The 12,645-nt window shown below is 40.1% G+C and carries 10 protein-coding genes; 2 read left to right on the forward strand and 8 right to left on the reverse strand.

The window, feature by feature from the left end; genetic code table 11:
• Nucleotides 1-275: 275 nt before the first annotated feature.
• The 8 genes from BSO02S_RS25210 to BSO02S_RS25245 form a co-directional block, all read right to left on the reverse strand.
• The gene (locus tag BSO02S_RS25210; protein WP_066074569.1) at nt 276-644 is read right to left on the reverse strand and encodes a hypothetical protein; all 369 of its coding nucleotides are present in this window, start codon (nt 642-644) and stop codon (nt 276-278) included.
• A gap of 224 nt (nt 645-868) precedes the next feature.
• Nucleotides 869-1,378, reverse strand: coding sequence for a hypothetical protein (locus BSO02S_RS25215; RefSeq protein WP_142303770.1), 510 nt, complete (start codon nt 1,376-1,378; stop codon nt 869-871).
• Nucleotides 1,379-1,388: 10 nt separating this feature from the next.
• Nucleotides 1,389-1,580 carry a hypothetical protein gene (locus BSO02S_RS25220; protein ID WP_066074575.1) on the reverse strand — a complete coding sequence of 64 codons (192 nt, stop codon included), beginning with the start codon at nt 1,578-1,580 and terminating at the stop codon, nt 1,389-1,391.
• 484 nt (nt 1,581-2,064) lie between these two features.
• Nucleotides 2,065-3,336, reverse strand: coding sequence for a RidA family protein (locus tag BSO02S_RS25225; protein WP_066074578.1), 1,272 nt, complete (start codon nt 3,334-3,336; stop codon nt 2,065-2,067).
• 522 nt (nt 3,337-3,858) lie between these two features.
• Nucleotides 3,859-4,353 carry a carbonic anhydrase gene (locus tag BSO02S_RS25230; RefSeq protein WP_066074582.1) on the reverse strand — a complete coding sequence of 165 codons (495 nt, stop codon included), beginning with the start codon at nt 4,351-4,353 and terminating at the stop codon, nt 3,859-3,861.
• A gap of 98 nt (nt 4,354-4,451) precedes the next feature.
• Nucleotides 4,452-4,817 carry a Na-translocating system protein MpsC family protein gene (locus tag BSO02S_RS25235; RefSeq protein WP_066074598.1) on the reverse strand — a complete coding sequence of 122 codons (366 nt, stop codon included), beginning with the start codon at nt 4,815-4,817 and terminating at the stop codon, nt 4,452-4,454.
• A gap of 188 nt (nt 4,818-5,005) precedes the next feature.
• Complete coding sequence (locus BSO02S_RS25240; protein WP_066074584.1) at nt 5,006-7,618, reverse strand: DUF2309 domain-containing protein; 2,613 nt, start codon at nt 7,616-7,618, stop codon at nt 5,006-5,008.
• The gene (locus BSO02S_RS25245) at nt 7,615-9,153 is read right to left on the reverse strand and encodes an NADH dehydrogenase subunit 5 (RefSeq protein ID WP_066074588.1); all 1,539 of its coding nucleotides are present in this window, start codon (nt 9,151-9,153) and stop codon (nt 7,615-7,617) included. The genes BSO02S_RS25240 and BSO02S_RS25245 overlap by 4 nt, the downstream gene beginning before the upstream one ends.
• A gap of 1,178 nt (nt 9,154-10,331) precedes the next feature.
• On the opposite strand from BSO02S_RS25245, the gene BSO02S_RS25250 reads away from it, so the two are divergent.
• Nucleotides 10,332-10,907 carry an ArsR/SmtB family transcription factor gene (locus tag BSO02S_RS25250; protein ID WP_066074591.1) on the forward strand — a complete coding sequence of 192 codons (576 nt, stop codon included), beginning with the start codon at nt 10,332-10,334 and terminating at the stop codon, nt 10,905-10,907.
• Nucleotides 10,904-12,130, forward strand: a complete 1,227-nt coding sequence (locus BSO02S_RS25255; protein WP_066074595.1) for an MFS transporter — start codon at nt 10,904-10,906, stop codon at nt 12,128-12,130. The genes BSO02S_RS25250 and BSO02S_RS25255 overlap by 4 nt, the downstream gene beginning before the upstream one ends.
• Nucleotides 12,131-12,645: the final 515 nt, after the last annotated feature.

Raw genomic sequence — 12,645 nt, forward strand, 5'->3', positions numbered from 1 at the left:
GTCAAGGAGTTGACGCTTTTTGAGATTGGGGTCAGTACCCCGTTGAAGTAAAGCTTTACTCCACTGTGGGTCAGGAACCATGACCCGAAATAAATGATTCCATTTCTATCACTTTATCGCCCTCCAATTGGTGTAACACGCCGAAAGTTTCGCCCTTTCCACCATAATTGAGGGCGATGTTAAGGTCATTCAACAATTCCGTCATATAGTCATAAGCCAGTTGCATTTGTAAGGGCATTGGCTTCCATTCCTTTATTGCATCCTTTTTATTTACCTCATATTTCTTTAGGTAAAATATCCGCGGTTCGGGCATCTTGTTCTTGAACGATAATATTTGCAAGTACCCGTAAGTTTTCAAAATCTTTTTCAAGGTCAACGTCTTCCACTCGAACATAGTTGCCCATTCCTCTCGAAACAACATCCGCCTTTAAAAAGTAATCATAACCTTTGTCGTATCCAGCTTCCAGTAATTTCGAATCAGGTGCTTGCCGAAAGATTTCCAATTGTTCGGCCACCCACCCCTGTGCGGTTGGTGTGAATTCCATCTTTTCTGAGCCATTTTCCGAAGATGGGTCTTCCCATTCCGTCGGGTCGATTTCCGCTGCACTTGCTGATTTACTGTTACTTTCCGCCGTCGCCTTCACTTCTTTATCCTTCCTCAGAAGTTCCACAACCAGCCAACAAACCGCCAACTAAAACCCCGATAATTCCCAATTTCAACAATTTATTCAAAATGCCCCCTAAAAAATGGATATATTTTGTCCAAAGAAATCAATTATAGTGTTTTTTTAGCCATCAACATTGTGTTAAAAAATTGTATTCTCACTGTTACATTATCCGTACAAATGTATTCATCATTAAATAATTTCTATGTATTGTGATAAACGAATTGTTTTTTGATGAAATGATCTAGTAACTCTGCATCATTATACAAAGCAGCCCTTACTACCACTGTTTGATCTACAAGTGCCCCAGCATCCAAAAGTCCCTTGAAGATCAATGTAATTTCATGTTCCTCTTCTTTAGTATATTTTCTTCTTTCCCTGCTATATGGATATGTAGCCTCAACTTCATCAGAAATAACCTTTTCAGAAACAATTTCATTCGCACCATTTGATAAAAGAAGTTTTACTAATTTCAAATCTCCTTTTTCGTAACTATTTAAAGCACATAAAATCGGACTTCTTCCAGTATCAGAAACATGTTGCACCGCCCCTTTTTTAAATAGAAGCTCTACTATTTCATAATCGGCTGCAAAAGCGGCAACATATAATGGTAAATCAGCATAATATTCACCATCAAAAAAGTCGGAGCATTCACCTCCCTGACCCGTTATTTGAATAAGGAAAAGCGGCGCCACTTTTACAAAAACGACCACTTAATAACATTTATATAGATAATAAATTCAAAATAATCATTAACAGAAAGGATATAGAAACTAAACCAATCATAAAATACCCAAAATATTTCAATGGTTTTGGCAACCTTTTCAATTTAGCACTTGTTGGATTTATAGCATTTCCTTCTATCTTGTTAAAGTGGTCAATTACATCATTGAATGGTTTATTTTCCTCTTTCATCCAATCTCCCCCTTTACTAAATTTTAACATATTGATTCCTTTATTATAGAATATTTGAATGAACTTTTTATTGAACTAACTAAGCGTTAGTAAAAGAGCAAAGGACTGCCACCCCAAGCTAACATTAGTATCCTCATATTCAACCAGAGAAGGAGGAGACCTCGTAAACCGCCACCACTAGCGATTCTGAGTGTCTGTGAGTGTGTATTTGAATCGCTGACTATCCTGTAATTACAGAAACGCTACTCGTTTGTTAAAGATACTCTTGTTTCTTAGTTTCTTAATCTCTTATGTATATCATGGTTTTGTTAATTTCTGTAAGTAACATCTTTAATGGTGTTTTCATCTATGCTGTTAAAAGAAGGAAGCTGTCTCAATTTTCATTTGAGACAGCCTCTTTTATGACTAGTATATGCAATTCCACATTCACCATCGTCATTAACAAGTAACATTGATAGTTCCTGTATTTACAAACAAATGCCTGTTATGCTTTTGGAGGTGTTCCTTCAGCGTTTGATACAATTGCATCGATTTGGATTAAAGCTTCTTCAGGTAAAGCCGATACGCCAACTGTTCTTCGTGCAGGAACACCACTTGGGAAGAATGTTTTGTAAGCTTCGTCTACAGCATCAATATCTGCAATATTCTTAAGGAAGATATTTACTTTAACTACATCGTCCATAACGTGGTCGATACTTTCTACAATGGCCTTGATATTTTTCAAGCACTGTTCAGTCTGCTCTTTTACACCACCAGCTACCAATTCACCAGTTTTTGGATCCAAAGGTAATTGAGCTGAAAGGTTATTGTAATGAGAGAACGCTACAGTTTGTGTAGATAGGGAACCCTTTGGTGCATTGTCAGTATTGTTCGCCCATATAACAATTCCATGTCTGTCTTCAACCAATTGTGGAGGTGTACCATCTCCGTGTGACACCACTGCTTCAATTTGTACCAAAGCATCCATAGGTAGGGCTGCAGCTGCAACTGTTGTCCGTGCAGGGACATAGGCTGCGGCTCTGGCGATAGCCGAGTCTGGGAAGAATGATTTATAAACTTCATTTACGGCTTCAGTATCCGAGAGGTTTTTAAGGAAGATTGTAATTTTAACAATATCATCAAAAGGAACGTCGATACTTTCTAAAATTGCCTTGATATTTTTCAAGCACTGTCCAGCCTGCTCTTTTACACCACCAGCTACCAATCGGCCAGTTTTTGGATCGATCGGCAATTGAGCTGAAAGATTATTGTAATGAGAGAACGCTACAGTTTGTGTAGATAGAGAACATGTTGGTGCATTTGCCGTGTTATTTGTAAGCTTAATGAGGTCGCCTGCTTGTGGGGCGTTTGGAATTGTACCTTCACCGTGTGAAACAAGTGCTTCAACTTGCACCAAAGCATCCATAGGCAAAGCTGCAACTGCAACTGTTGTCCGTGAAGGAACATAGGTTGGGAAGAATGTTTTATAAACTTCGTCTACAGCGTCAACATCTTTGATATTCTTAACGAATACCGTGATTCTAACGATATCGCTCATAACATGATCGATGCTGTCTACAATTGCCTTGATATTTTTAAAGCACTGTTCAGCCTGCTCTTTTATACCACCAGCTACCAATTTTCCAGTTTTAGGCTCGATAGGTAATTGAGCTGAAAGATTATTGTAATGAGAGAAAGCTACAGTTTGTGAATATATACCGTTACCGTTTGGAGCATTTTCCGTATTTTTTGCTGATACTGCGTTATAGTCGCTCATGATGATATTCCCCTTTTAGATGAATTTTTTAATATTTATAACTCAAGTATGCACTAAAAAAACCGGTTCAAACCGTTTTAAGCAAGTGATGTTTTGGTTTAGGTCGCAACTATTTATGTAAAGGCTTTAATGCCTGATTTCTGCTGCGAAACTTGACTTAGTAACCCCTCGGAGGGTTAAGCTTGCAATTATAACAGGCTTTCTTCATTTTGACTACCATAAAGGCGTTCTTCCTTTAAATCCTTTATAATCTATAAGTTCGCAATCGGATTGGCCAATGGGTAAATTAATACCCGTTACAATTGTTTGAGGAGAAATTCAAAATGTGACTTTCACCAAAGAATCCGATATGCCTTTTGAGAAATTTGCCCAGGATTAGTTAAAAACGTATAGCCGCAGTGGTGTTAAGATAAGCAGTGTGAGAGCTTGTAACAATAATTAAAATACAAAACAAAAAGTCTTAATCCCTATAATTGGAGGAATTAAGACTTTTATTTCATTATATACATAAGCAATAGTTTCTTAGACAATTTCTGATAGCTTTTCATTCCCCTGATCAATATATAATTCTTTGACCTTAATATGTGACGGCAGCAGCGGATGATTGCGTATGATGTTGACAGTTTTTTGTACGCTATCCGTTAAAGTTTTACCTCCCTGTAGCCATACACTTACCGTACCCTCAGGAAATTCCGGCATGCAATTTTTAAAAAGATAATCTAATGTTTGAATCTTGTCCTGTAATTCTTGGTTTTTATATATTTTGTTCAGTATATTCCCAGTATTCTTTTGATAATCATTTGTGGAGACCACAACGATTTCCTCAACATTATCCTGATACACAGCAATAATGATGTCCCTCATTAAATCGTCGTAGGGGTGTGAAACGACTGGCTGATATGTTTGTAAAATGATCATGTTTTCCGGTTTGACATTGGTTTCTTCTTTAATGAATCGTTCTAATCTCTGCTCCATTCCAATCACAAATAGCACTTTTTTCTTTTCATCTCTAGACATCAAATTCACCCCATAAATATTTTGAATTTGCTTCCAAATAAGTTTCCTGACTCTTTCTTATATGAAAAATGCGCGAGTCCGCACATATCCTTTTGTTTTTAACATAATTTGCTTTGCAGGTCACTGGAAAGCTTAAAGACCATAACTCGTTCTCCAGTTTGTGTACTAATATCGGTGTGAAAACTTTCTACTTCTTCCCCTGTTATCGTTAAGATAATTTCTTTTAAATCATCCAGACCGGATTCCACTAAACTGTTGCGATGTTCTTTTACTGATAACAATCCTTCTTTATCCAGACATACAGTATATTCAGCGGCAGTTAGTATACCGTGGAGTATTACAATCACCATATCCCGTAAGATATCCGATTTAACAGACACGGAGCCTCGTCCAAGATAATTTTTCTCCCAATGTGTAAGAGCTTTGCTTATTTCAGCTTCAAGTGTTCCTTTTGTTTTTTCCATACTGATTCCTTTTCCTTTTTTCAAAGTTACATTCATAGATGTCCAAATATTGCCTATATTCTTCTAAAAAACAATCTTTTCCCCCCATGTGACGACTTTCTTTCGGAAGGCTTTGTACCATTGCTACAAAAGCGCCGGAAAGAAAAGCAGCATTCACACAAGGACATATATAGATACCGGGAAAGAGGTTAAGACCAGCTCTCCCAGCGTCCTTCCGGATCAATGGACGCAAGCCGAATCCATCCATTCTTCACTTTTTGATGAAAGGCATGATCGTGGTCCAGCATCCGTTTCACATAGTCCCCCGGTGCTTGGATGACCACCAGCAATCGCAGTGGCTCATGATATGCCTCTTCATCCGATTTCATAACAGACTGCCAGGGAAGTCCGGATAATAAGTCACTGGAGTTCCCCTGCATGACCCCGAGACCGGCTGTCACAGTTTGGGTTGTTTTATTCCCGCTGCCATAATAATGAGGGGCGACAGTAGATGCATAATATTGCAAGTTAATCCATTGGGCTACCGTTGCCGGCCCGGAAATAATGTTGGCGAGAATAGCACCGTTTTTATCCTTCTTCCAGTTATAATTGTTGAGGAAAACTCTTCCTCCCAAATTGCAGTCTTGGGTCAGCCGGCGTTCCCCAATGATAAACGCAGCGTTACGTGCCAAGCCCCATTCCGGACGGACCTCACTCCAATCTTCTGAAAGACGCTGCGCTTCAGCCTTCGGATTCTTGAAATGGGTTCCGAGATTTGGCAAGTGCACAATCCGCTCGGCAATGGCTTTCTCACTGACCATTGGCAACGCGGCTTGAACACGAAGAAACGATTCTTTAGCTTCTTCTGATAGTTCTGGAACATAAAGCCAGCGCAATTCATCAAGTGTGGTAATATGCTCGGCAGCTGCAAAAACGGTATCTTTCGGAATCATAATTCCCTCTTTTTCAAGGCTCTTCCTTACGTTTGGAAGATTACATAAGGCTGCCAGCACCCGCGCATTGAACCCACTTGATGCCCCTCCGCAAGCGCCGCAGTCGAGTGCGGAACTATATGGATTGTTCGTGCTGTGACTACCATGTCCGCAAATAACCACTAGTGGTGCAAAGTGATTGGTCAGTCCCATCATTTTTAGAGCTTGCCGTACATAGTGTATTTTTTCTTTCGCCGAAAAGCCAATTGGCAAATCTGATTCCAATGTATCCGTATGGTCAAGCGAGAGGTCCGTGAATGGTTTGTGCAGCCATGTTTCGTACAGTTTGCTTAATGTCCGTCCTGCACTTCGCGGAACAAAGCTGCGAGCCAGCGTTTGCAGACTTAGCCAAGGACCGCTAATCTCCGGTAACACCATACTGGAAACCAGATTATGTTTCATTGTTTTAAACGTATCACTTAGTGAGCGGACCGCTTGATGCCGTTGTTGATAGGATTCAGAATCCAGTGAAAACTCTTTTACTTTGTATTGCGGTTTAAACATTACCGGCAAAGAGCTATGCTTGTGATTACTGCCAAGCTCGCAGGTTTCAATCGGTAATCCGAAAAAGCCTGCTGTTCCAAAAGTCTCAAAATCACCTGCTATTTCAAGTTTTCGGCGAAAAGGCTCTGATCGCACATCAATACAAAATACAAATTGGGCGAGTGAAGGTTTTACGTTTTCAGCAGCTCCAACAGGCTGTTGGGATGTAATCATTTTCCTTAATTGGTCTTCATATGTTTTTTCCCAGGCTTCAAGCCAAAGCCGATTGCGTAGAATCTTATCAAAACGATAGGCAAGGGTCAAACGTGCCTTTATTTCTGTAGAAGATAATTGTGACCAAGCATCGATTGGCAGGTTTACCCATTCGGCCCAAGCTGCAATCAATGGTTCTAAATGAACTTTATCTTTTCTTTTTTCAGGTAAGGGAAGAGAGGGTTTAACTAAGGCCCATTCCAGACAAATTCGAACAGCTAAATAATCATAAAGCAGTGAACTTTCTTCAATTGATTGCTGTGAGCGCCAAAGCATCATACCACTCCATCCTGGTAAAGCAAGGAAATGTGCCTCAAAATAGTCTTGAATTTCTGAAAAAGGAATTTCGAGTTCGAGCAAAACTTTCATTAAGGCAGCATCAGCTTCTTCCGGCAGCTCACTTAGTTGTTTACGTATCTTACGGCTTAGTGCCGGGTCATGCCGGACTAGTTTCCGCCACGCATGATAGAAACCTTCTTCTCGATTGGGCATAGCCCAGACAGCCTGGGACTCATTCAAAAACAATTTACACCACTTGATCATATGGCGGTTAAGTTCGTGGGCTGCATTCACCCTTCCCAGCTGTTCCAAGCGCTGGCTATAAGTTTTAACCGAGTGTTTTTCAGTCATTTGCGATGTAAAACGGTTAAGTCTTTTTGCCATACTATTTATCTCAGGTGCTTCCAAAACGCTGGAAGATGGTTGAGTCTGTAAAAGTGCAGTCCGGCAGAATCGTTCTGCTGCCTCACGCGGAAGCTCCAAAGATTGTGAGTTTAACCACTGTTGAAGCCCTTCTTCTAATAAATCCTGATGAATCTGGCCTCGATCCCGTGCAGACAGAAATACGGAATCATTGGGATAGATATCTACATCACAAGTATCCTTAAGCCACCGCGCTGTTTTTTCAAAGGGTTGTCCCTCTAGGCCTACCCAGGGGTTGCGTGCTGCAAACGTGGTAATTGGCCCAAGCGGTGCAATGACGCTGCTGGCGGATTTCACCAAGTCAAAAAGATCAAAATCAATGATATCGGGCAGATTTCCCCAATGTAATGTTTTTGCTAATGTTGTATTCATCGTAAATGACCTCCTCTAAAAAATGATTGTGTCAAATACTTAGGATGACTTTCGACCAAATCATTTTGAGGCTCACCCAATCGTACAAGCCAAAGATAAATGACAGCATAGGCAGTTGATGAACGATGACGAGCCAGCCAAACACCTGCAGTACTTCCGGCCAATAGGATAATCAAGAGCAAAATGGCCGCCGGTGCCTGTGCTTGAATTCCTTTTGGGATTGAATCCTGTAACACATCATAAAAAGTATCATGTACCAAACTGTATACAATTGCCGCTGCAGTAACCAAAGAAAATCCTGCAATACGCCCAACACGTCCGCACCCAAAAGCCACGAGCTTAGTCCAGGCCAAAGAAACCGACCATCCTAACGTAAGAGCGCTTATCAATTGATAACTCTCTCCAGGAGAAGACAGACAAATAACTAGTGCGACCATGAAGCCTAAAATACCGCCAGTGATGGTCCATAATAATGACGCTGGCTGGTGCGTCCCAGGGGCAGGCACCGCATCGTGATGGAGCGCAGCGCCAGCCTGTAAGAAAAGGGTTGATTTGAATAGACCATGTAAAACAGCGTGGATAATGGCTGCCAAATATGCACCTAATGCACATTGGATTAACATGAACCCCATCTGAGCAATCGTAGACCCTACCAGCTGCCGTTTATAATCAACATGAACCAGCATAATTCCGGTCCCTATGATGACTGAAACACTGGACAATAGTAGCAAAACAAGTTGGGCTATATCTCCGCTAAAAAGCGGTGAGAACCGAGTCAGGATAATTCCTCCTGCATTCACTAATCCCGCATGCATTACCGCGGATACAGGCGTTGGAGCCACTACTGAATCTAACAGCCAGCGTTGAAAGGGCCATTGTGCTGCTGGAATCACGACAGCCAGGATTAGCAAAAAATTAATACAAGTCCTTTCCCATGAATCAAGCTGCGCAAGACTGCTTTTGGTGAGGATGAGCGATAGCTGCCAATGCCCTGTGGCTTGGGTTACCCAAATGACAGCTCCCATTAGGAAAAGCCAGCCTAGTGCAAATAGACGGCCAGATTGCTTAGCTGCGTTTCTAGCCACACTCCACTCTTTTTTTAATCTTATAAGCAGGGTCAGTCCCAGGAGTGTAACCCCCCAGCAAACCAGCAACAGGCGAAGATCATTACTCAGCCAGGCACCTGAATCAACAGTAGTAGTAATAGTCAGCAGGGCAAAATATTTTCGATAGGCACGATCACCGAGTAAGTAACGAACAGAATAGCGCTGCACGAGAAAACCAATGGTTAGAACAAACAATGCCAGCAGCCATGATAAAGAATCAAACCGCCAAGGGCCATAAATTATGGTCTCCTTGGTCGTAACAAGGGCCAGCAGGGCAGCAATCGGGGGCAACAATGTGATACCGACGTGAAACCGCACAAAAGACAGCGGAACCCTTGGGTATAACAGCAATAGCGCGCTGAGCACCGAGATTGCAAGCAATACGAAAAATATTTCTGGCAGAGAAATTAACATTCTACTTCCCCCCATCAATGGATGGAAGAAACCAACATTCCGAAAAGATGATTCTGACTATTTCCTTCATTACACCGCATTCCTTTCTGTTTATTTTTAAAAACAAAAAAACCGACAATTTTTAAGCATAATGGTCAAAACCATTAAACTTTGAAAATTGTCGGTTTACTTTTAACGGGCCCAATCAGGCCTTTTAATCGTCTACCTAATTATATAATCTTTCTTCCTTTCAATAAGGAAGTATATTTACAGTTTACCCTCATTATTATAGATTTACTTTTTCATAGTGCCAATAGATCGTTATTAACCTTATGCTAAAGTAATCCATTTATTTAGAGAATCAATTAAACAATTTATTTATGATAGTAATGTTACTATTTATCAAACATTCCGTCAAGTGTGTAATAATCGGTTACAGCGACGGATGCTGCGTAAATGCTGATATCTCTGACTGTTTCCTCCTCCATAGATGGGTAACCCTCTTTCAGTAAACGTTCAAAAAATGAATGGACGATACTGTTTGGAATCTTTGTTCGTTGACATTTTTCTACTATATTACGTGGCTGAAATTGCTATATCAAGGGATTTACAGCGGATCTAATCAAACAATTAGTTAAATAAGTGGAGTGTTGAAATTGCTCGAATATTGCTAAGGATTGTTCAAAGTTATTAACTACATGGGATTAAGGATGTTCTTTGATTGGAAAATACTAAAACGGCTGTCAATTTCATTGGCAGCCGTTTTAGTATTTTGGGAAGCCTGAGAACCGTCACCTTGCTTCCTCGGCCCTTATTTCTAAATGAACATTTGGTTGTTCTCCTCCTCCTGATTGTCGCGAGTTATCGCTTCATAATAATACGTACTTTATGAAGGATCAAGCAGTTAGGGGATGCTTACCATGATGAGGACTTTATCTTTAATAAGGGTGTTATTACTTTGAGGAATTATTAAATTTAGAATTAATTATTTCCCCATCAGTTGTTTGGACCACTAACGGCTCGACGATTTTATCTATACCTATCTTTATAAATGGGAGTCCTTTTGCTTTTCCTTTATCGACAACCTTAAGAAATAATCTGAAACTTTAGATTTACAGGTTGCAATTTAAAAAAAGCTGAAATATAATTAGTTCAATAAATTATAATTTATCGATAAAATTATTTTAATTGTAGATTGAAAAGGAGACGATAAAATGAATTATGAAATGATTATTGTAACAACGGAACAGCTTCATGCCCTATCCCATCCACTAAGACAGCGTATTTTAACCGTTCTTTCGTTTGATGAAATGACAAATAAAGAAATTTCAAACGCCCTCAAAGAGTCTGCACCTAAAGTGCACTTTCACGTAAAGGAACTGCTGAACGCTGGCATTATCCGACTTACAAGAGAAGAAGTAAAAGGATCCATCATCGAAAAATATTATACGGCTTCAGCCCGTTCATTCCGACTTTCTCCTTCTCTTGAATTGGCCAAATCCGATGAACATATGCTCTACGAATCTACTTTTCATGAAACTTACCGGAATCTCATCGAAAGTGTCGATTATCATGAAGGTTTCCTTCCAAACTCATTCATCACTCAGGAACACGCGTGGTTAACAGACGAAGAAATAGCTTCTATTAAGAAGCATTTATCTGCTATCGATCAAATTATGAATAATTCTTCCATGAAACGAACACCTACAGATAATCGGAAATTCTACACGCTCAGCAGTTTTTTTCATCCAGTTTCTCCAAAATCTAAGAGAAGAGAAACAGAACAATGAGAAGACTATTTAAAAACAGCCTCTTCTCTAATAAGAATTTCGCTTATTTTTTCTTTGGTCAGTCCTTCTCGACAATAGGAGATGGATTCCAGCAGATCGCCCTGATTTACTTGATTTTTGAGATGGGTGGAAGCGGCAGCCAAATGGCTCTTTCCCTATTCTTCTCGGTCTTTCCCCGCATTCTTCTATTGCTGGTGGGAGGCGTTGCAGTTGATCGGTTAAGTGCGAAACAGGTTATTTGGATTTCAGACTTCGCTCGGTTTGTGATTTTGACCGTTTTGATTTCATTTTTATTCTTTGATGCCTTGTCATTTCCACTGCTTTACCTCTTACTTTCTTTATCTGGTGTGGCAAGCGGCTTTTTCTATCCGGCATTTAATACCATTGTTCCTTCCATCGTAGAAACAAGGGATTTAGAAAATGCCAATGCATGGGTTCAATCAATCTCTCAAACCGCCATCTTCATTGGTCCTCCTCTTGCTGGATTAGTGGTGGGGCTCTACGGAATAGAGGCTGGTTTTCTCATAAATGCCATGTCTTATTTGATTGGCGCTATCACCGGGATTATGGTCAGCGTTAACAAGGAAAGTTCACCTAAAGTGAAAGACTCGCGTATTGTGAAAGATTTCGTGGAAGGGTTTCAGCAAGTGTGGACAACCAAGTGGCTCCGTACCGTACTGTTGGTAGATTTAGTGGGGGGACTGGTGGTAGTCGGTCCAATGCAGATCGCATTACCGCTATATTCAAAGGAAAGCTTCGATCTGGCACCTTCACAGATGGGATTCGTCTTGGCTGCCTTTGGAGCTGGTTCGGTCATAGGCATGATGTTTGTCACCAAATTACACCCAAAATATAAAACACTTCGTTCGTTTTACTGGCTTGAACTTATACAGGGACTGCTCTTGTTTTTGGTAGCTATTCCTTCCGTATGGGTCGTGTTGCTATCTTTAGCGGCCATAGGGATTTTGAATGGTATATCAAGTGTCATCATCATTTCAAAGATTCAGGCCCATGTTCCAAGGGCAAGGCTCGGCAGAACGATGAGTATCGTTTCGCTAGCGGCTTTCGGGGCAGTTCCCATCTCTCAGTTGTTGACAGGCTGGCTGTCGGAAACCATTCCCTATGCGTTTGTTTTTGTTTTGGCTTCCACTTTGCTATTCCTCAGCGGCGTAATGGGATTAATAGTTTATAACAGACAAAGCAGTGAAGAAGCGGTTGTTTAAGGGGATTCTTTGAAATGACTATGGTTTTGTAATATGTACCTATGTCAGAAACAAGCGTGAAATTCACGACTTTCATGTTTATTTGAATTAACATGAAAGTTTCTGACACAGGGACACTATAAAATTTTGTTTTCAGGGAAGTTTCTTCTAACTAGTACGTATTTAATGTTAGTAATTTAAGAAGAATATAATAAACAAAGCTTAAACAATCAGGAGGAAAAGCTTCAGGGATATTATCAAAACCTATTTAGATACTGTTTTTAAAGATTTTCTAGATAATTATAATCTCATTTGTTTCCCCCTGTCATCAATGCTCATTCGACTAATTAATATTACTTGCATCTCTCCAATAAAAAAAACCTCGCTAAATGCTAGGTTTTTTTGAATCATTGTTCTACAGAAAAAAAGTATATTATTTTGTTACTCTTAAAATCCCTCATCTTCAACTAACCTGCCGCTTTTGTTAATAAGAAAAAAGATTTGCCTAAGAACCCTATGAACTTTACTAAAGCACA

The sequence above is a fragment of the Neobacillus soli NBRC 102451 genome (assembly GCF_001591665.1).
GTDB classification, from domain to species: domain Bacteria; phylum Bacillota; class Bacilli; order Bacillales; family Cytobacillaceae; genus Neobacillus; species Neobacillus soli.

What these genes read in the sequence shown, in the direction of transcription:
- BSO02S_RS25220 (WP_066074575.1), bottom strand. Translation starts at nt 1,580, where the DNA reads ATGAAAGAGGAAAATAAACCATTCAATGATGTAATTGACCACTTTAAC.
- BSO02S_RS25225 (WP_066074578.1), bottom strand. Translation starts at nt 3,336, where the DNA reads ATGAGCGACTATAACGCAGTATCAGCAAAAAATACGGAAAATGCTCCA.
- BSO02S_RS25245 (WP_066074588.1), bottom strand. Translation starts at nt 9,153, where the DNA reads ATGGGGGGAAGTAGAATGTTAATTTCTCTGCCAGAAATATTTTTCGTA.
- BSO02S_RS25250 (WP_066074591.1), top strand. Translation starts at nt 10,332, where the DNA reads ATGAATTATGAAATGATTATTGTAACAACGGAACAGCTTCATGCCCTA.
- BSO02S_RS25230 (WP_066074582.1), bottom strand. Translation starts at nt 4,353, where the DNA reads ATGTCTAGAGATGAAAAGAAAAAAGTGCTATTTGTGATTGGAATGGAG.
- BSO02S_RS25240 (WP_066074584.1), bottom strand. Translation starts at nt 7,618, where the DNA reads ATGAATACAACATTAGCAAAAACATTACATTGGGGAAATCTGCCCGAT.
- BSO02S_RS25235 (WP_066074598.1), bottom strand. Translation starts at nt 4,817, where the DNA reads ATGGAAAAAACAAAAGGAACACTTGAAGCTGAAATAAGCAAAGCTCTT.
- BSO02S_RS25255 (WP_066074595.1), top strand. Translation starts at nt 10,904, where the DNA reads ATGAGAAGACTATTTAAAAACAGCCTCTTCTCTAATAAGAATTTCGCT.